At 73.2% G+C, this 19,888-nt stretch carries 14 protein-coding genes and 1 pseudogene; 10 read left to right on the top strand and 5 right to left on the bottom strand.

The window, feature by feature from the left end; translation table 11 throughout:
- Window positions 1-484: 484 nt before the first annotated feature.
- Window positions 485-3,991, top strand: coding sequence for a S8 family peptidase (locus OG286_RS04510; RefSeq protein WP_396322215.1), 3,507 nt, complete (start codon window positions 485-487; stop codon window positions 3,989-3,991).
- A gap of 204 nt (window positions 3,992-4,195) precedes the next feature.
- On the opposite strand, the gene OG286_RS04515 is transcribed toward OG286_RS04510, so the two are convergent.
- The 3 genes from OG286_RS04515 to OG286_RS04525 all read right to left on the bottom strand — a co-directional run bounded on the left by OG286_RS04515 (window position 4,196) and on the right by OG286_RS04525 (window position 6,444).
- Entirely contained in the window at window positions 4,196-4,540 is a 345-nt protein-coding gene (locus tag OG286_RS04515) for a hypothetical protein (protein WP_396322214.1), read from the bottom strand.
- Between the two features lie 162 nt (window positions 4,541-4,702).
- The gene (locus OG286_RS04520; protein WP_396322213.1) at window positions 4,703-5,173 is read right to left on the bottom strand and encodes a hypothetical protein; all 471 of its coding nucleotides are present in this window, start codon (window positions 5,171-5,173) and stop codon (window positions 4,703-4,705) included.
- 227 nt (window positions 5,174-5,400) lie between these two features.
- Window positions 5,401-6,444, bottom strand: coding sequence for a LacI family DNA-binding transcriptional regulator (locus OG286_RS04525; RefSeq protein WP_396322212.1), 1,044 nt, complete (start codon window positions 6,442-6,444; stop codon window positions 5,401-5,403).
- Between the two features lie 158 nt (window positions 6,445-6,602).
- Here OG286_RS04525 and OG286_RS04530 point away from each other — a divergent pair, with 158 nt between their 5' ends.
- Genes OG286_RS04530 through OG286_RS04550 form a run of 5 tightly spaced genes read left to right on the top strand, consistent with a single transcriptional unit; the run spans window position 6,603 to window position 11,860 of the window.
- Window positions 6,603-8,237 carry an ABC transporter substrate-binding protein gene (locus tag OG286_RS04530; protein ID WP_396322211.1) on the top strand — a complete coding sequence of 545 codons (1,635 nt, stop codon included), beginning with the start codon at window positions 6,603-6,605 and terminating at the stop codon, window positions 8,235-8,237.
- On the top strand, window positions 8,234-9,187 hold the full coding sequence (locus tag OG286_RS04535) for an ABC transporter permease (RefSeq protein ID WP_396322210.1): 954 nt from the start codon (window positions 8,234-8,236) through the stop codon (window positions 9,185-9,187). Before OG286_RS04530 ends, OG286_RS04535 begins: the two co-directional genes overlap by 4 nt.
- Window positions 9,184-10,050: an ABC transporter permease gene (locus OG286_RS04540; RefSeq protein ID WP_396322209.1), complete on the top strand. Its 867-nt coding sequence runs from the start codon at window positions 9,184-9,186 to the stop codon at window positions 10,048-10,050. Before OG286_RS04535 ends, OG286_RS04540 begins: the two co-directional genes overlap by 4 nt.
- A 5-nt stretch (window positions 10,051-10,055) precedes the next feature.
- Entirely contained in the window at window positions 10,056-11,027 is a 972-nt protein-coding gene (locus OG286_RS04545; protein WP_396322208.1) for an ABC transporter ATP-binding protein, read from the top strand.
- Window positions 11,024-11,860, top strand: coding sequence for an ABC transporter ATP-binding protein (locus OG286_RS04550; protein ID WP_396322207.1), 837 nt, complete (start codon window positions 11,024-11,026; stop codon window positions 11,858-11,860). The genes OG286_RS04545 and OG286_RS04550 overlap by 4 nt, the downstream gene beginning before the upstream one ends.
- A gap of 33 nt (window positions 11,861-11,893) precedes the next feature.
- Here OG286_RS04550 and OG286_RS04555 read toward each other — a convergent pair.
- A pseudogene (locus OG286_RS04555) lies at window positions 11,894-13,114 on the bottom strand (RNA-guided endonuclease InsQ/TnpB family protein).
- Between the two features lie 157 nt (window positions 13,115-13,271).
- Between OG286_RS04555 and OG286_RS04560 the strand changes: the two are divergent.
- Complete coding sequence (locus tag OG286_RS04560) at window positions 13,272-14,699, top strand: amidase (protein ID WP_396322206.1); 1,428 nt, start codon at window positions 13,272-13,274, stop codon at window positions 14,697-14,699.
- A 123-nt stretch (window positions 14,700-14,822) separates the two neighbouring features.
- Here OG286_RS04560 and OG286_RS04565 read toward each other — a convergent pair whose 3' ends face one another.
- Entirely contained in the window at window positions 14,823-15,530 is a 708-nt protein-coding gene (locus OG286_RS04565) for a TetR/AcrR family transcriptional regulator (RefSeq protein ID WP_396322205.1), read from the bottom strand.
- Between the two features lie 181 nt (window positions 15,531-15,711).
- Here OG286_RS04565 and OG286_RS04570 point away from each other — a divergent pair, with 181 nt between their 5' ends.
- From OG286_RS04570 to OG286_RS04580, 3 genes are all read left to right on the top strand, one after another.
- Window positions 15,712-17,217, top strand: coding sequence for an APC family permease (locus OG286_RS04570; protein WP_405364755.1), 1,506 nt, complete (start codon window positions 15,712-15,714; stop codon window positions 17,215-17,217).
- 680 nt (window positions 17,218-17,897) lie between these two features.
- Entirely contained in the window at window positions 17,898-19,010 is a 1,113-nt protein-coding gene (locus OG286_RS04575) for a sugar ABC transporter substrate-binding protein (protein ID WP_396322203.1), read from the top strand.
- 23 nt (window positions 19,011-19,033) lie between these two features.
- Window positions 19,034-19,858 carry an ATP-binding cassette domain-containing protein gene (locus OG286_RS04580; RefSeq protein WP_405364757.1) on the top strand — a complete coding sequence of 275 codons (825 nt, stop codon included), beginning with the start codon at window positions 19,034-19,036 and terminating at the stop codon, window positions 19,856-19,858.
- Window positions 19,859-19,888 lie beyond the last annotated feature (30 nt).

Raw genomic sequence — 19,888 nt, forward strand, 5'->3', positions numbered from 1 at the left:
TCCCGCCGGCGCCGGCATCGGAGGAGGCGGCCGCGGTCGCGGGCGACGCGCCCCCCGGCCGATCGCCCCGCCACCGTCCCCACGATGACTCCGCGCCAGGTGACGGTCGATCCGATCGCCGGACGCCCGCCCGACTTGGCGCCGGGGCTCACCGGGGGCGAGCCGGCTCACCCCCGGATGGCCCATGGGGCGCCCCGCGGCGGACCCGGGTGGCGGGTGTTCGCCGCTGCCCGGAGTCCGCCACTTCCCCCTGATCGCGACCCGGCGATGCCACCGGCCCCGCGTGACGAAAACGTCTGCAAATAGCCGGATTTCCTTCTCCTTTCTTTACTTTCCGATGGCATTAGTCCCCTTGTTGCCTTGGTGTTCGATGCGCTGGAATTCGAGCGTTGTCGGGACGCGCGGTCCGGAGGCATCGCGCGTCCTACCGGATCCGCGCGCCCGGGCCATGCAACCTGACGTCTCATCAGACGAAAGGATGTCCATGATCGGCTGGCGGAAATCCCAGCTGGCAACTGCCGTCACGGTCACCGCCGCGTCCATGGTCCTGACCTTCGGGACCAGCGCGAACGGCGCGCCCGTCCCGGACTCCGCGAACGCCCAGGCGGCTCCGGCGGCCTCGGCGGACGGAGCTCCGGCACCGGTGATCGTGATTCTCAGGGACCAGATCGCCGAGGCCCCGGCGGACGCCGGGCACCTGGGCGCACGGAAGCAGAAGGCGGCGTCCGCCCAGGCGCCGCTGCTGGACCGGGTCAGGGCCGGCGGCGGCACCAACATCAAGAGCTTCGTGGTCGGAAACGGCTTCTCCGCCACGGTCGGCCCGGTACTGCGGGCTGCGCTGCAGGCCGACCCGGCGGTCGCCTCGGTGGTGACGGACGACCAGGTCGCCGTCACGCCGCCGACCGGGGGCACGGGCAAGGACCGGACGGACGCCCCCGCGGCCGCCCCCGGTGCCCAGGCGCCGAAGGCGACCGCTGCCGCTCCCGGAGCGACCGGGGGCGGGAAGGGCGGCGAGGAGAACGCGACCAACACGGTCTGCCCGTCCGACCCGGCCAAGCCGCTGCTGGAGCCGGAGGCGCTGTACTCCACCCGCACGGTCGGCACCGCCGGTTCGCCCGGAGCCGCCGACCTGGCCACCGGCAAGGGCGTGAAGGTCGCGTACATCGCGGACGGCCTCGACCCGGACAACCCGGACTTCATCCGGGCCGACGGCTCGCACGCGGTCGTCGACTACCAGGACTTCTCGGGCGAGGGCACCGACGCACCGACCGGTGGTGCGGAGGCCTTCGGTGACGCCTCGACGGTGATCGCCCAGGGCCGCCAGGTCTACGACGTCTCGAAGTTCGTCAACCCCGCGCTCCCGCTGCCGGCCGGTTGCAACATCCGGGTCCGGGGCATCGCCCCCGACGCCTCGCTGGTCGCGCTGAGGGCCGGCGGCGAGATCCTGCCGAACTCCGCGATCCTTCAGGCCATCGACTACGCGGTCACCAACCACGTCGACGTCCTGAACGAGTCCTTCGGGGGCAACGTCACCCCCGACAGCGGTGCGCACGACACCATCTCGCTCTTCAACGACCAGGCCGTCAGGGCCGGCGTGACCATCGCCGTGTCCACCGGCGACGCCGGGATCAGCGGCACCATCGGCACCCCGGCCACCGACCCGAACGTGATCGCGGTCGGTGCCTCCACCGACAACCAGAACTACCAGCAGACCGGGTACGCGGCGGCCCGGTTCTCCAACGGCACGTGGGACGACAGCCGGATCTCCGCGCTCTCCTCGGGCGGTTTCACCCAGGCCGGCCGGACGGTCGACCTGGTCGCCCCGGGTGAGTCGGACTGGGCGCTGTGCTCGCCGGACACCGCCAAGTACACCGACTGCAACGGCTTCAGCGGCGCCGGCTCCCCGATCCAGCCGTTCGGCGGGACCAGCCAGTCCGCGCCGATGGTCACCGGAGCCGCGGCCCTGGTCATCCAGGCGTACCGCGACACCCACAAGGGGGACTCGCCCGCTCCCGCGCTGGTGAAGAAGCTCCTCACCGGCACCGCCCAGGACCTCGGGCTGCCGGCCGAGGAGCAGGGCGCGGGCCTGCTGAACGTCCGCGCGGCGGTCGAGGCCGCCCGGGGCTACCAGAGCGGCGCGGGCGCGAAGGACGGCGACACCGTCGTCGTCACCACCGGCCAGATCGACATCACCGGTGCCCCCGGCTCAGCCCACACCGCCGACGTGACGGTCACCAACACCGGTTCCACCCCGCAGACGGTGAGCGGAGCCACCCGCAGCTTCGCCCCGCTCTCCGACGACCGGCAGACCGTCCGGCTGGACTCCTCCTCCGACCAGACCTTCCCGTACGCCACCAACGGCGCCACCTGGGTCCAGCAGAAGGTCAGGTTCAGCGTTCCGGCCGGCGCCGACCGCCTGGCCGCGTCGATCGCCTGGCAGGGCGCGGCCGGCCCGGCCGGCAACGGCCCGGTGGTCCGGATGACGCTGCTCGACCCGTCCGGACGGTTCGAGACCAACACCCGTCCACAGGGCGGTGCGACCCCGGCCGACTTCGGCCTGGTGGACGTCCCGCACCCGGTGGCGGGTGACTGGACCGCGGTCCTCTACACCCCGGCCGGCAAGAGCGGCTACACCGGCCCGGTCCTCCTGGACACCGCCACCCAGCGCGCGGTGCCGGCCGGCGGCGTGAGCCCGCAGGTGGTCGAGCTGGCGCCGGGCGCCAGCAGGACCCTCCACGTCCAGGTCACCACGCCGGCGACCGGCGGCGACTCCAGCGAGTCGGTCACCGTCGCCACCTCGGACGGCCGCACCACCAGCGTGCCGGTGGTGCTGCGCAGCCTGGTCCCGGTCAGCCAGGGCACCGGCAGCTTCACCGGCACCCTCACCGGCGGCAACGCCCGCGGCAGCTCGCCCACCCAGAGCTTCGCCTACGCCTTCGACGTCCCGAAGGGCCGGCACGACCTGCGGGTCGGCGTGACGGTCGCCAAGGACCCGAAGCTGCTCATGCAGGGAGCGCTGATCAGCCCGAACGGCACACCGGTCGACATCGAGGGCAACGCGCTCCTCGACGCGAGCGGCCACCTCACCGGCACCACCGCCGGTGTCTCGGCGACCACGGTCGACCCGGTCGCGGGCCGCTGGCGGTTCGTCCTGACCGTGGTCGGCCCGGTCAGCGGTGCGGAGCTCAGCCAGCAGTTCGCCGGTACGATCGGCCTCGACCTCGACCGGGCCACCGCGGCCGGCCTGCCGAACGACCCGCGGACGAAGCTGGCGGCGGGCAAGCCGGTGACGGTGAGCGTGAACTACACCAACAACACCGTCGCCACCCAGAACGTCGCGACCAACGCCCGGCTCGACGGCCGGGTGGACCTTCCGCTGGTGCCGCAGGGCACCTCGGCGACGGTCGGCCTGCCGCTGACCGCCGATTCGACCACCCCGTCGTTCCTGGTCCCGCCGGCCACCGACGCGCTGACGGCCGTGTCGGCGTCCTCCGTGCCGGCCCACCTGGAGATCAGCGGCGCCGCCGGCTCGCCCGACCTGTTCGGCGACCTGAAGAAGGCCCGCAACGGCTCGACCGTCTCGGTCGCCAGGGACGCCGGCAGCCCCGCGCAGCCGGTCGTCCCGGGCAGGTGGAGCACCTTCGTGCAGCAGATCGGCCCGTTCGGCGCCGCCGGCGCCCCGGCCGGTACGGCCACCATCACCGCCGCCGCACACACCCGGGCGTTCGACCTGGCGGTGGCCTCCAGCACCGGCGATCCGTTCGCCGCCGCGGTCAGCGCCACCGCCCCGGCCGCCGTCCCGGTGACCGTCCGGCCCGGCGCCACGGGCACGCTGCAGGTCACGCTCACCCCGACCGGCCCGAAGGGCGGCACCGTCCACGGCGTGCTGTACCTGGTCTCCGGCCCGACCACGGTGGCCACCGCCAACAACCAGCTCGGCACCACGGGTTCGGTCCTGGCGGCGATCCCGTACACCTACACGGTGAACTGACACCTCGTCGGACCGGCCGAGGCCGCCCCGGGTGCCGGGGCGGCCTCGGCTGCTCTCCGGCCGCCGGAGATCGGCAGGGGCGGAGAACGGCCGGGGGCCGGAGATCGGCCGGGGCCGGCCGCCCGCCGGAATCGCCGCCGTCTTCGCCCCGCCCGGCGTCCGGTACCACCGCCGGGCGGTGAAGCGCTGCAGCGAGGGCTCGGTCTACGGGTGCTCCTCGTGATGGCCGCAGAGCCAGGCCAGTGCCCCGTAGGCACCCAGGGCGTAGTCGGCGTCCACGCCACGCCCGGCGCCCGCGCGGATCTGGACGGCGGCGGCCTGGAACTCCGCCAGCAGCTGGGCCCGGCACGGCCCGACGGCGCCGACGGCCGCGGACGCGGTCACCGGGGCGCCCACCTGGGCACCCACCGCCCAGCGGTAGGCACCCAGCACGCCGTGCTCGTAACGCGTCCACGGCTGGCGGCGGCTGTTCGCCGCCTCCAGGGCGGCGAACACCTCCGCCGCGGAACGCACTCCCACCGCCACCATCGTCGTCTCGTCGGCAGTCATGCCCCCGACGCTACGACCGCGCCCGCCCCGGCGCCCGGGCGCCCTCGCGTTCCGCCCGGCGGACACGCCGTGGAACCGCCCTCCCGCGCGGTCGTACCGGGGCCACGGCGGCCCCCTCGGCATTGACCCGGTCGGGTGAACCGCTCCGCCGGCGGCGGCCGTTCACCGGCTCTCGATACCCACCGTCCCGTGCAGCAGCCGGCCCGCCGCCCGCGCCTCGTCCAGGCTCCGGGTGAACGCCGCGACCCGCTCCTGCGGCTCCAGGCTCATCAGGCCCGCCGGCCACGTACCGGGCGGGACCACGATCACCACCACGCCACCGCGCCCCTCGGCGGCCGCCAGCCAGCCGGGCGAGACCGCCACCCCGGCGGCGGGCTCCCACACCTGCCGGCCGCCCACCAGCACCAGCCGCTCGAATCGCTGCCCGCCCACCTCCACCACGCCGGTGGTCGGCGGCGGCTCCCCCGCCGCGAGGACGAAGCCGCTGTCCACGGCGTCCACCACCAGCTCCCCGTGCAGCCGCACACCGACCTCCACGATCGCCTCGGCGACCAGGGCGCCCGCCGACTCGCGCACCGCGAACGCCCACACCATCGGCGCCCGCCGGGCACCACCATCCGCCTCGTCTGCCACACCCTGACCAACGAGCGGGCCGCCCCTTCGGCTTCCCCGCGGCCGGACCTTTCGCGGGAAGTCCCCGCCCAGGGGCGTCGGCGGCCCCCTACGCAGGCCCCCGCCGACGGCCGGCCGATCCGGCACGGCGCCCGCGAGCCGGATCCGGGCGCACCAGGCGCGCCCCCGACCGGCGGCGGGGCGGGCCGCGGCGGGCCGTCCGCCGCCACCGCGCCCGGCTGCAACCGCTACGGCCGGGAGCGCCGGGAGGAGGCCCTGATCTCCAGCCTGGTCTCCACCAGCGTGCCCGTCGGCTCCTGGCTGCCGCTCTCCAACGCGGCCACCAGCAGCTCGATCCCGGCCACCGCGACCCGCTCCGGCTGGAGGCTGAGGGTGGTCACGGGCGGGTCGGCGTGCTCGGCCGAGGCGTCCTCGCTGACGCAGACCAGCAGCAGGTCACCGGGCACCGAACGGCCGTGCCGCCGGGCCGCGTCGAGCACCAACGGCGGGCTCGCCTCGCTGGCGACCAGCAGTGCGTCCGGTGGCTCGGCGCCGCTCAGCGCCTGCTCCACCGCCGCGATCGCCGGGCCGCTGCCGGGCGCGGTGGAGAGCACCACCTGCGGCTCGGCCCCGTGCCGGGCGCACCAGCCGCGGTAGGCGTTCAGCAGTTCGATGTGGAAGCGGATCGCGGTGTCCGGCACGACGGCCGCCACCCGCCGTGCGCCCTCGGCGCGCAGGTGGTCCAGCACCTCGGTCACGGCGGCCTCGGTGTCGATGTCCACCCAGTGCGCGCCGGGGCGGCCCTCGACCGAGCGGTCGGTGAACACCGGGATGCGGGCCGCGATGAAGTCCTCCACCAGCGGGTCGCCGGCCACCGGGTCGGCGACGATCGCGGCCTCCAGCGGCAGGTCGGCCCAGGCCTCCGGCGCCGAGCCGGTGGGCAGCATCACCAGTGCGTAGCCGTGCCGCAGCGCCTCCCGCGCGGTGGCACCGGTCAGCTGTGCGTAGTACGGCGAGTCGAGGCAGGCCCACGGCTCGGTGGCGAACTCCCCGACCGCGCAGCCGATCAGCCGGGCGTGCCCGGCTCGCAGCAGGCGCGCGGTGGCGTTCGGCCGGTAGCCGAGCCGGCGGGCGGCCTCGCGGGCGCGCTCGCGCACGGCGTCCGACATCCGGCCGGTGCCGTTGAGCGCGGCCGAGACCGTCGTCTTGGAGAGGCCGGCCTCGCGGGCGACGTCGACGAGGCGGACGCGGGGCACGGCCGCCGGGCCGCCGGGGCGGGGGGTATCGGTCATGTGCTGATGCTGCCAGCCCCGAGGGCTCCGCGTCACCCTCCCGTGACCTGTGGAAAATCGTTCCCGCAAACCCTTGTGCGGGAACGTTCCCGCATCAATACTCGCCACCAACTCCCAGCGCCCCCACAACCCCCTGAAAGGGGTGGGTCTCCTTGCGCATGCCCAGATCCGCCAGCCTGCTCGCCACCGCCGTCCTGGTCGCCTCGGCGGCCACCGGCTGCTCCGGTGCCACCAGGAGCGGCACCGACTCCGCGAGCGGCGCCGCCTACCAGGTCACCCCGGACACCCCCGCCGCCCAGGGCCCGATCCCGTCCTTCACCTGGTCGCTGTACGCGGAACCGCAGACCCTCGACTACGCGCTGGCCTACGACTACCCCCCGAACACCGTGCTGGCCAACGTCTGCGAACAGCTGTTCCGGGTCACCCCGGACATGAAGACCGTGCCGGCCCTGGCCGCCGGATTCGCCCACCCCGACGCGCTGACCTGGGTGTACACCCTGCGCTCGGGCGTGAAGTTCCACGACGGCTCGACCATGACGGCGGACGACGTGGTCGCCTCCCTGCAGCGTCACCTCGACCCGGACACCGGCTCGGCCTGGGGCACCGCCTTCAAGAACGTCGCCTCGATCGAGAAGTCCGGCCCGCTGGAGGTGACGATCAGGCTCACCAAGCCCGACGTCCTGCTGAACGAGCTGCTGGCGGCCTCCCCCGGCACCGTCGAGAGCGCCGCCTTCCTCGCCAAGGCCGGCAAGGACTACGGCACCCCGAAGGGCGGGGTCGACTGCACCGGCCCGTTCGCGGTCGACAAGTGGGCGCAGGGCGACAGCCTCACCCTGAAGAAGTTCCCCGGCTACTGGGACACCTCGCTCGCCCCCAAGTCGGACAGCGTCAGGTTCGTCTTCATCCAGGACCCGGCCGCCCGCGCCAACGCCTTCCTCTCCGGATCGGTCGACGGCGGCTACATGGTGCCGTCCGCCTCGCTCGCGCAGCTCAAGGCCTCCGCGCAGGGCACGGTGCACTTCGGCCCGAACACCGCCGCCACCGACCTCGCCGTCCTCGACCTCAAGGGCACCCTCGGCGACCCGAAGGTCCGTCAGGCGCTCTCCGAGGCGCTCGACCGGCCCAGCATCATCAAGGCCGCGATCGGCGGGATCGGCACCCCGGCCAAGGCCCCGGCCGCGCAGGCCGCCTGGGGCATCGCGCCGGACCGCACCGCCGGCTACTTCGCCGCCCTGCCCGAACCGGCCTACGACCTGGCGGCGGCCAGGAAACTGGTCCAGGAGGCCGGCGCCGCGGGCAGGAAGGTCGTCATGGCCACCAGCACGCTCGCCCCCGAGATCGGCGTGGTCGCCAACGCCGTGCAGGCGGCCGGCAAGCAGATCGGCCTGGACGTCGAGCTCAGGCCCGTCGCTCCCGACGCGTACACCGCGCTCTTCACCGACCCGGCCGCGCGGGAGGGCATCGACCTGGTGGTCACCAACGGCTACGACAGCACCCCCGACCCGCTGGAGTTCTACCAGTCGCTGCGCACCGGCGACTTCGCCAACTACGGCAGCTGGTCGAACGCCGAGTACGACGCGCTCTTCGACCAGGCGATCGCCGCCACCGACCCGGTCACCCGCGCCGACCTGACCGCAAAACTCCAGCAGATCGCCGTGCGCGAACTCCCCGGCATCCCGCTGTACGAGCAGCCCTACTCGGTGTTCCTCAACAAGCGGATCACCGGCGCGCCGACCGGCATCGCCCAGCTGTACTACCCGTGGGCGGCCACGATCGGCGCCGCGAAGCGATGACCCGCTACCTCCTCGGCCGGCTCCTCGGCCTGGCGGGTGTGCTGCTGGCGACCTCCTTCGTGGTCTTCAGCGCCGTGCACCTCGCCCCCGGGGACCCAGTGGCCTTCCTACTCAAGGGTCATCCGGCGACGCCCGAGGCCCGGGCCGCGATCACCGCCCAGTACCACCTGGACGACCCGTTCCTCACCCAGTACCTGAAGTGGCTCGGCGGGGTCCTGCACGGGGACTTCGGCCGCTCGGTGCAGTTCCGCCAGGACGTCGGCGCGCTGATCTCCTCCCGGCTGCCCGGCACCACCCTGCTGATCGGGTACGCCGCAGCGCTGGTCTGCGTGGTCGGCGTGCCGGCCGGCGTCCTCGCCGCGCTGCGCGGAGGCTGGTTCGACCGGGCCGTGCTGCTGGGCACCGGCGTCACCACCGCGACCCCGCCGTTCGTCTCCGCGATCGCGCTGGTCTCGCTCTTCTCGGTGCAGCTCGGCTGGTTCCCCGGCCCGGGCTCCCAGGGCACCGGCCTCGCGGACCGGCTCTACCACCTGACGCTGCCCGCCGCCGCGCTGGCGGTGACCCTGGCCGGCCTGCTGGCCCGGGTGACCCGCTCGGCGATGCTCGACGAACTCGGCCGCGAACACGTCGAAGTGGCCCGCTCGCGCGGCGTCCCGGAGCGCACGGTGGTCCGCCGCCACGTGCTGCGCAACGCGCTCGGCCCGATCGTCACCGTCGGCGGCACCATGCTGGCCGGCCTGCTGGTCTCCACCTCGATCGTGGAGACCGCCTTCAACGTCCCCGGCATCGGCTCGCTGCTGGTGCAGTCGGTGACGGTCAAGGACTTCCCCGTCGTCCAGGCGCTCACCCTGCTCACCGTGACCGGCTTCGTCGTGGTCAACCTGGCCGTGGACCTCCTCGCGCCGCTGGTCGACCCCCGGCTCTCCCTCACCCGCCGAGGTGCCTCATGACCACAGCCACCCTGGCCCCGCCGGGCCGCCCCGGCCTGCGCCGCCTGCGGGCCCTCGGACAGGGCCCGCTGTTCACCGCGGCCGTCGTGGTCCTGGCCGTGCTCGTCCTGGCCGCGGCCCTCGCGCCCCTGCTCGCCCCGTACGAGCCGGACCTGATCGACCTGCAGTCCGGCCTGGCCGGAAGCAGCGCCGACCACCTGCTCGGCACCGACCAGTCCGGCCGCGACATCCTCTCCCGGCTGCTGTACGGCGCACGCACCGGCCTGCTCGGGCCGCTGCTGGTGGTCGGGGTGTCGACACTGCTGGGCATCCTGCTCGGCGTGGTGGCCGGCTGGCGGGGCGGCTGGGCCGACGCCCTGCTGTCACGCGCGCTGGACGTGGTGTTCTCGTTCCCCGGGCTCCTGCTGGCGATCATGTTCGTCGCGGTCACCGGCCCGGGCATGACCGCACCGGTCATCGCCATGGCGGTCGCCTACACCCCGTACGTGGGGCGGCTGGTGCGCGGGATCGCCCGGCAGGAGAGGAGCCGGCCGTACATCGAGTCCTACCTGGTCCAGGGCTGGTCGGGCCGGACCATCTGCCTGCGGCACCTGCTGCCCAACATCGCCCCGACGGTCCTCGCGCAGTCCGCGGTCAACTTCGGGTACGCGCTGATGGACCTGGCGGCGCTCTCCTTCCTCGGCTTCGGCGTGCAACCGCCGACCGCCGACTGGGGCGCGATGATCAACGAGGGCCAGTCGGCCGTCCAGCAGGGAGCGATGCTGCCCGCGCTGGCGCCGTCCGCGTGCATCGTGATCGCCGTCGTGGCGTTCGGAATCGTCGGCGAGGGCATCGCCGACCGGGTCGCGAAGCGGGAGCGGTGAGAGCCATGACCACACCCCTGTTGGAGATCGAGAACCTCTGCGTACGGCTGCCGGACGGGCGGGCCGCCCGCCCGATCCTGGACGGCGTCTCGCTGCACGTCGCGGCCGGCGAGACGGTCGCGCTGGTGGGCGAGTCCGGCTCCGGGAAGTCGGTCGCCTGTCGCAGCGTCCTCGGCCTGCTGCCCGAACACGCCCGCACCGAGGGACAGGTCCGGGTCGGGGGCCGCGACGTGCTGACCATGGACCGGGCGGGCCTGCGCGTACTCCGGGCCCGTCAGGTCGCCATGGTGTTCCAGGACCCGCGGGCGTGCGTCAACCCGCTGCGGCGGGTCGGCGACTTCCTCACCGAGGGCCTGCGGGCGGCCGGCACACCCGCCGACCGGGCTGCCGGGCGGGCCGAGGAACTGCTGGAGGCGGTCGGCATCCGCGATCCGCGCGGCGCCCTGCGGCGCTACCCGCACCAGTTCTCCGGCGGCATGCTGCAACGCGTCGTCATCGCGGCGGCGCTGGCCGGCGAGCCGTCCCTGCTGCTCGCCGACGAGCCGACCACCGCACTCGACGTCACCACCCAGGCCGAGGTCATCGCGATCCTCACCCGGCTGCAGGCCGAGCGCGGCACCGGGATGCTCTTCGTCACCCACGACCTGGAGCTGGCCTCGGCGATCTGCGACCGCGTCTACGTCATGTACGCGGGGCGGATCGTGGAGACGCGGTCCGCCCGGGCCCTCTTCGACCGCCCCCGCCACCCGTACACCGCGGGCCTGCTCGCCTGCACGCCGCGGCTCGGGCCCGACGCCGCACCGCCGCGCCCCGTCCCCGGCCGGCCGGTCTCGCTCGCCGAGTCCCCGCCGGGCTGCGCCTTCGCCCCGCGCTGCGGCTTCGCCGAGGAGCGCTGCACGGCGGCGCGGCCCGTCCTGGAACCGCACGACGACGGCCTCGTCGCGTGCCTGCGCGCCGACGAAGGGATCCTGTCGTGAGCTCCTCCCCCGGCCTGGTCGTGGACGGGTTGCGGAAACGGTTCGGCGATCACCCGGCGGTCGACGGGGTCTCCTTCACCCTGCCGCCGGGCGGCTCGCTCGGCATCGTGGGCGAGTCCGGCTGCGGCAAGACCACCACCGCCCGGATGCTGGTCGGCCTGGAACGGCCCGACGGCGGCACCGTCCACCTGGACGGGCGCGACCGCTCGGCCCGCGCCCGCGGCCGCACCGAACGGCTGGCCCGCGCCCGGGAGATCCAGATGGTCTTCCAGGACCCGTACCTCTCGCTCGACCCGCGGATCAGCGTCGCCGCCTGCGTCGGCGAGGTGCTGCGGTTGCACACCGCACTGGACGCCTCCGCACGGCGCGCGCGGGTCGCCGAACTCCTCGACCAGGTCGGGCTGGGAGCCCGCGAGGCCGCCGCACTGCCACGCGGGCTCTCCGGCGGGCAGCGCCAACGGGTCGCCATCGCAAGGGCGTTGGCCGCCGAACCGCGGGTGCTGATCCTGGACGAGGCGGTCGCCGCGCTCGACGTCTCCATCCAGGCCCAGATCCTCGACCTGCTGGCCGGCATCCGCCGGGAGGCCGGCATCGGCTTCCTCTTCGTCAGCCACGACCTCGCGGTCGTCCGGCACATCACCGACCGGGTCGTGGTGCTCCGGGACGGCCGGGTGGTCGAGTCCGGCCCGACCGCCGACGTGCTCGGCAACCCGCAGCACGCCTACACCCGACTGCTGCTCGACTCGGTCCCGCACCCCGGCTGGGCCCCGGCCCGCATCGCCGAGGGCCGCCGCGCACTGAACCACCCGTCCGACCGGAAGAGCCTCGCTTGACATCCTCCCTGGCCTGAAGGACGGGGATTCCCCTCAGCCTCGCGGCTGAGCCGCTGCGCGCGTGCGCGGCGGTGGGACTACTTCCTGCTTCACCGACGACTGCCCGCCCGGAGTGCTCCGTTGAGGTCTAACACCGTCTCCACAGGCTGTAACCGCCAGTCCGGCGGCCAGGATGTTGCGTGCCGCGTTGACGTCCCGATCATGGGTCGTCCCGCAGCCGCACGTCCACTCACGGACGTTGAGCGGCATCTTGCCCCGCAAGGTGCCGCAGGCCGAGCACAGCTTGGAGCTGGGGAACCACCGGTCGATGGTCACCAGGTCGCGGCCATACCACTCGGCCTTGTACTCCAGCATGGACCGCATCTCGGTCCAGCTCGCGTCGCTGATGGCGCGGGCGAGCGTCCGGTTCTAGAGCATGTTCCGGACGCTCAGGTCTTCGATCACGATCGCTTGGTTCTCACGAACGAGTCGAGTGGTGAGCTTGTGGAGGAAGTCCCGGCGGCGGCCGGCGATGCGTGCGTGCACGCGGGCGACCTTGAGCCGAGCCTTGGCCCGGTTGTTGGAACCCCTGGCCTTGCGGGCAAGGTTGCGCTGGGCCTTGGCGAGGCATTCCCGGTCCCGGCGCTCGTGCCGGGGATTGGTGATCTTCTCCCCGGTGGACAGCGTCACCAGGCTGGTGATCCCCGCGTCGATGCCCACGGCCGCGTTCACGGGCGCGGGCATGGTGGGCCGGTCGTCGCACAGCATCGAGACGAACCACCGGCCGGCACTGTCCTGCGACACGGTCACCGTGGACGGCACAGCACCTTCGGGCAATGGCCGAGACCACACGATGGCCAGCGGATCGCTCATCTTCGCGAGAGTGAGGCGACCATCGCGGAACCGGAAAGCGGACGACGTGTACTCGGCGGACTTCCGCGACCTCTTCCGACTCTTGAACGTCGGGTACTTCGCCCGCTTGGTCCAGAAGTTGGTGAACGCGCCCTGCAAGTGCCGCAGCGTCTGCTGCAACGGGACCGACGACACCTCGGAGAGGTATGCCAGCTCCTCGGTCCTCTTCCACACTGTCAGCATCGCCGACGTGGCGTGGTAGTTGACCCGTTCCTGACGCAGCGTCCATGCCTCGGTACGGGCCTGCAACGCCATGTTGTAGACCTTCCGCACGCACCCGAACGTGCGCGACAGCTCAGCCGCCTGCGCATCGGTCGGATAGAAGCGGTACTTGAAAGCCCGCTTCACGTGGGTGGTAGCCATGGATTACACACCAACACTCATCTGTGTGAGCAACTGATGGATGATCACCTACCGCGACCCCGTACTGCCTTGACGGCAGTCCGGCTTCCCCGACCCGCTACGCGGGAGATCCAATTCCTCCCCGGCCCAAAGGCCGAGGTTTCCTTGGAGATATCCGATGACCGACTCCACCGAACTCGCCCACCTGTCCGCCACCGAGGCGCTGCGCCGCTTCCGGGACCGCTCGCTGTCGCCGGTCGAGCTGATGACCGCCGTCATCGAGCGCGCCGAGGCGGTCGAGCCCCGGGTCAACGCGCTCGCCGAGCGCACCTTCGAGCAGGCGCTCGCCGCCGCCCGCACCGCCGAGGCGCGGTACGCGGGCAGGGGTGAGCCGCCGCGCCCCCTGGAGGGCCTGGCCGTCGCCACCAAGGAGGAGCAGCCGATCGCCGGGCGCCGCGCCACCGACGGCTCGCTGGCCCTCGCACACGAGACCGCCGACCGCACCCACCCGGTGGTCGAGCGCATCCTCGACGCCGGCGGGATCGTGCACGCCCGCACCACCACACCGGAGTTCAGCTGCGCGGCGTTCACCCAGTCCCGGCTCTGGGGCGTCACCCGCAATCCGTGGAACCTCGCCTACTCCCCCGGCGGCTCCTCCGGTGGCTCGGCCGCCGCCCTCGCGGCCGGCGAGACCACCCTCGCCACCGGCTCGGACATCGGCGGCTCGATCCGGCTCCCCGCCTCGTGCACCGGCACGGTCGGCTTCAAGCCCCCGTACGGCCGGGTGCCCGCGATGGCGCCGTTCAACCTCGACACCTACTGCCACGACGGCCCGATGGCCCGCACCGTCGCCGACTGCGCGCTGCTGCAGAACGTCATCGCCGGACCGCACCCGCTGGACGGCGTCTCGCTGCGGCCCAAGCTGGTGCTGCCCGAGCGCTTCGAGGGCGTCGGGGGCCTGCGAATCGCCCTCTCCGTCGACCTCGGCGACTGGCCCGTCGACCCCGAGGTCGAGGCCAACACCCGCGCCGTCGCACAGGCGCTGCGCGCGGCGGGCGCCGTGGTGGAGGAGGTGGACGTCAAACTCTCCCGGGCCGAGGTGCGGGAGGCCGCGATGATCCACTTCGGGGCGATCTTCGGCCCGTACGTCTCCTCGGTCGCGGCCGAGCACCGGGAGCTGCTCACCCCCTACGCACTGGCCTTCGCCGAGGAGGTGGGCGAGGCCTGCCGGGAGCCGGGGATGTTCCTGGCCGGCCTGGAGATCGAGGCGCGGATCCAGGCGGTGCTCGGCGACCTGCTCGACCGCCACGACCTGCTGCTCTGCCCGACCATCGGCACTCCGGCCCTGCTGGCCGACGACGACTACACCGTGACCAGGGTGTCGGTCGGGGGCCAGGAGCTGGAGCACTACATGGACGCCGCGCTGACCACGGTGTTCAACATCGCCGGGCGCTGCCCGGTGCTGAGCGTGCCGTCCGGGGTGGCCTCGACCGGGGTGCCGACCGGCGTGCAGCTGGTCGGGCGGACGTACGACGATGTGACGGTCTTCCGCGCAGCGGCGGCCCTGGAGGCCGTCCGGCCCTGGCAGCGCATCGCCCGGCTCTGAGCCTGCACAAGGGCGTCGGGGTCCGGCCGCCCGGCCGGGCCCGCTCCACCCGCCGTCGCCCGCCTCGCCTGCTCCACTGCCGTCGCCCGCCTCGACCGCCTCGACCGGGGCCGACGCGGCAGCTCACCCGGCCGGCGGCTCCAGCCGGGCGGCGGCGGCGTCCAGCAGCAGCTCCAGCGCGAACGGGTACCCGCTGCGCCGCATGTCGGCCGCGAGCAGCCGGGCCGTCGCGGCGATGTTCGGATGGGTGGCGGCCGGCAGCGTCGCGTAACTCGCCCGCCAGACCCCGAGGTCGGCCGCCTGCGCCTGCGACGGGAGGGCCAGTGCGGCCGCGTCCAGGGCGGCGAAGGCGAGCGCCTGGTCCACGAAGGCGTGGTAGATCCGCACCGCCTCACCGTCCGGGAACCCGGCCGTCCGCAACACCCCGAGGATCGCCTCGACCGCCCGCGTCTCGTTCTCCCGGCCCGTCGTCCGGTGTGCCGCCAGCATGGCCGCCTGGGGGTGCGCCTGGTACGCGGCGTGGATGCGCAGCCCGATGTCCCGCAGGTCGGCCCGCCAGTCGCCGGTGGCCTGCCGGCCGTGCTGGGCACGTCCGATCAGTTCGTCGGCGATGGCCAGCAGCAGGTCGTCGGTGCTGCGGAAGTACCGGTACAGCGAGCTGGGGTCGGCGCCGAGAGCCGCGCCGAGCCTGCGCACGGTGAGGGCGTCCGCGCCGTGCTGCCCGATCAGCTTCAGCGCCGTCTCCACGATCACCTGCGCGGACAGCACCGTGCCGTGGCGGGTCGGCCGTCTGCGCCGCCGCTGCGACTCCGGGACCACTCGTTCGCTCATGCCGCGGAGCTTATGACAACGGCATTGACGTGTGAAGCGCGCGGACGGTTTCATTTCCAGCCACCGGCCGCCCCCGAGTCCGGCCGGTTCCCCCCACACGCGAGGCGGTACACCCTTGGCACCATCGGTCCGGGACCGGGGCCACGCCCGGAGAACCCAGGTCGCGCGCTCCCACGCGACCATGCGCAGGTCGGTCGGCATCCAGGACGGCGTGGTCATCGCCGCCTCGACCACGGCGGCCACCACCAGCATCGGCATCGGCCTGGGGCTGACGGCGGGCGTGGTCGGCCTGCACCTGCCGGCGCTGACGCTGCTGGCGTTCCTGCCGGTGCTCGCGATCGCCGGCGGCTACGGCCGGCTCAGCCGGGTCGAGCCCAACGCCGGCAACAGCTACAGCTGGGTCGGCCGCACCCTCAGCCCCTGGCTGGGCTTCCTGTCGGGCTGGGCGAGCATCGTCGGCACGCTCCTCTTCATGGCCTACACCACGGCGGTCACCGGCTCGGCCGTCCTCCAACTGGCCGGCCAGGCCGGACTGCACCGCCTCGCGGGCCTCGCCCTCGACCCCGACTCCACCCTGCAGACCACCCTGATCGGCCTGGCGGTGCTGGCCGCCGCCACGGTCGTCGCAGTCCGCGGCCTCGACCTCGCCGCCCGGCTGCAGAAGTACCTGCTGGTCTTCGAGTACGCGGTGCTGCTGGGCTTCTGCGGCTACGGCCTGGTCGCCGGCGACCAGCCGTTCTCGCTCGACTGGTACAACCCGTTCGCCATCCCGTCGCTCTCCGCCCTGGCCCAGGGCATGGTGCTGGCGGTGTTCTGCTACTGGGGCTTCGAGTCGGTGTTCTCGATCGGCGAGGAGGTCCGTGACCCGCGCGACGCCTCCCGGGGCGGGTTCATCGCCCTCACGATGATCATGCTGCTGCTCCTCCTCGCCGGCACCGCCTTCCAGCGCGTCCTGCCGCTGGACGAGCTCGCCGGCAACGGCGCCCAGGGCCTCAGCTACTTCGGCGCAAAGCTCGCCGGCCAGCCGCTCGCGGCGCTGCCGCTGGTCGCGCTCACCCTCTCCGCCGCCGCCTCCCTCCAGGCCTCGGTCATCCCGACCGCCCGCGGCATGTTCGCCATGGGCCGCGACGGCACCCTCGGCCCGGTGTGGACCCGGCTCCACCCCCGGTTCGCCACGCCCGCCACCGGCACGGTCCTGATCAGCGCGCTGGCGACCGCGATCGCCCTGGCCTCGCTCACCGTCCCGACCGTGAGCGACCTGATCTCCGCCGCGGTCAACGCCAGCGGCATCGTGGCAGCCTTCTCCTACGCGCTGACCGCCGTCGCGGCCGCGGTGCGCTTCCGCCACCTGCTGCGCACCGCCCCGTGGGAGGGCCTGCGGGCGGTGGTGGCACCGCTGCTCGGCGCGGCCGTGCTGCTTGCCGTCGGCGGCTACCTCGCCTGGACGTTCTACCGCTCGGCCGACCACTTCGAGCTCAGCGCCGACAACGGCTGGTTCCAGCTGCTGGTGCCCGCGCTGATGATCGGCTCCGGGCTGCCGGCCGCGGCCTGGGCGCGGTGGGTCCGCAAGTCCCCGTACCTCGCCCGCGGCCACGACGCCGGGCCCGGCGCACCGGGCGCACCCGACACGCCCGGGACACCCGACACGCCGGGGGCTGACGTGCAGCGCCCCGCCATAAAGGCCTAGACCATTGACGCCGGCGCCCGGGCCGGTTCAGATGGCGGGACCTCCGGTGCGGCAGGGGGCCGCACCGCCCGAGTCCGGTGCGACGCACCGGAACACGGGACGGCCTCCTGCCGAGCACCCTCACCGAGGGCGGAAGGAGCCCCGAACAGGCGGTGCCATCCGTGGACGCTGTTGCCTCCGAAGTGCCCTTCACCTCCGGCCGCACTTCCTCCGCCACCCGGCCGAACCGGGCCGAGCCGGCCGGGCCACTCTGGATCGTCGAGATCCCGGTGGCCGCCCGCACCGGGAACGGCCGGCAGATCTGCGCCGTCCACGCGCGGTCCGAACGGGAGGCCCTCCACGAGCCCTGCGGCGGGCCCTGGACCCCGCGTCCGTGGCCCGCCGCCGCGGCGCCGCCCTGGACCCGGGCAGAGCCACGGTCACCGCGTGGGACTGGCGGCAGACGCTCCTCTGACCGGCGGGCCCGCCATCCGCCCGGCGGTGGACGACGACGCCCGGCCGCGTCCGGCCCGCGGACACGGCGGTCCGCGGGCCGTCGCCGCCAACGGACGACGGCGGGCCCTCCGGCAGGGGCCGTCCGGGGTACCCGCCCTACCCGTTCGGCGCAATCCGAATCGTGGGGACGGCCCGGTGTTCACAGACTCGTAGGCGGGGGTGGACTCAACCGGAGAGGCATCCTCATGAGCATCGCTCTTCGCCGCGCCCTCGCGGCGGCCGCAGTGGTTTCCGTCGGAGTCGGCCTGACTTCCTGCGGCAGCGCCAAGCAGTCGACCGGCAGCACGTCCTCGGGCAGCGCGAGCGGAACCTCGGTCGGGGCGGTCAAGATCGGCCTGCTGCTGCCGGAGACCAAGACCACCCGGTACGAGCAGTTCGACCGCCCGCTGATCGAGCAGAAGATCAAGGAACTGGCGCCGGACGCGCAGATCGACTACTACAACGCCAACCAGGACGCGACGACCCAGCAGACCCAGGTCGACACCGCCCTGACCAAGGGCGACAAGGTCCTCATCCTGGACCCGGTGGACTCCAAGTCGATCCAGTCCTCCGTCCAGAAGGCCCACGACGCGGGTGTCAAGGTGGTCTCCTACGACCGCCTGGCCCAGGGGCCGGTCGACACGTACGTGTCCTTCGACAACCACAAGGTCGGCCAGTTGCAGGGCCAGGCCCTGGTGGCAGCAGTGGGCGACAAGGCCGGCGCCGGACAGATCATCATGATCAACGGCTCGCCCACCGACCCGAACGCGGCCGACTTCAAGGCCGGCGCACACAGCGCCATCGACGGCAAGCTGAAGATCGGCAAGGAGTACGACACTCCCCAGTGGGATCCGAACACCGCCAACCAGGAGGCCGCCGCGGGCATCACCGCGATCGGTGCGAACAACGTCGTCGGCATCTACTCCGCCAACGACGGTATGGCCGCCGGCGTCGCCACCGCGCAGAAGGCGGCCGGGATCAACGTCCCGCTCACCGGTCAGGACGCCCAGCTCGACGCCATCCAGCGCATCCTGATCAACACCCAGACCATGACGATCTACAAGCCCTTCAAACCGGAGGCCGACGCCGCGGCCGAGATGGCCGTCGGCCTGGCCAGCGGTGCGTCCCTCAACCCCAGTGTCGTGCCGACGACGGCGACCAACGGCAGCAACAACAAGACGTTGGCCAACCTGATCACGCCGATCGTCGTGAACAAGGACAACATCAAGACCACCGTGGTCCAGGACGGCCTCTACACCGTCGCCCAGATCTGCACGCCGGACTACGCCGCCGCCTGCACCGCGGCCGGCCTCCAGTAGCCCGACGCTACCCCGTCACGAGCATGCCCCGTCTCCAAACCGGAGACGGGGCAAGGGAGTTGGTCACTGTGGCAGGTGAGACCGTACTGGCCCTGCGCGGGGTCTCCAAACGGTTCGGCGCCGTCCAGGCGCTCACCGACATCGAGTTGGAGGTACACGCGGGCGAGGTCCTGGCACTGGTCGGCGACAACGGCGCCGGCAAGTCGACGCTGGTCAAGGCCATCGCCGGCGTGCACCAGCCGGACGACGGCGTCATCGAGTGGCACGGCAAGCCCGTCGCCATCCACCGCCCCCAGGACGCCCAGCAGTTGGGCATCGCCACCGTCTACCAGGACCTCGCGCTCTGCGACAACCTCGACGTGGTCGGGAACCTCTTCCTCGGCCGCGAGATCCGGCGCTTCACCATCCTCGACGAGGTCGCGATGGAGAAGCGCTCCCGCACGCTGCTGGACACCCTGTCCATCCGCATCCCCAGCGTGCGGATCCCCGTCGCCTCGCTCTCCGGTGGTCAGCGCCAGGTGGTCGCGATCGCCCGCGCGCTGATCGGCTCGCCGAAGGTCGTGATGCTGGACGAACCCACCGCAGCCCTCGGCGTCGAGCAGACCGCCCAGGTCCTCGACCTGGTCGAGCGGCTCCGCGAACAGGACCACGGCGTGATCCTCATCAGCCACAACATGGCCGACGTGATGGCCGTCGCGGACACCGTCGCGGTGCTGCGCCTGGGCCGCAACAACGGGGTCTTCGACAGGCGCTACACCAACCAGGAAGAGATCATCTCGGCCATCACTGGAGCCACGGACAACGCCGTGACCCGTCGGAAGGCCCGTGGCCAGGAGGATTCCCAGTGAGCGAGAACTTCCCCGGGGGCACTGGGGGCG

The sequence above is a fragment of the Kitasatospora sp. NBC_00039 genome, assembly GCF_045160625.1.
Lineage (GTDB): Bacteria > Actinomycetota > Actinomycetes > Streptomycetales > Streptomycetaceae > Kitasatospora.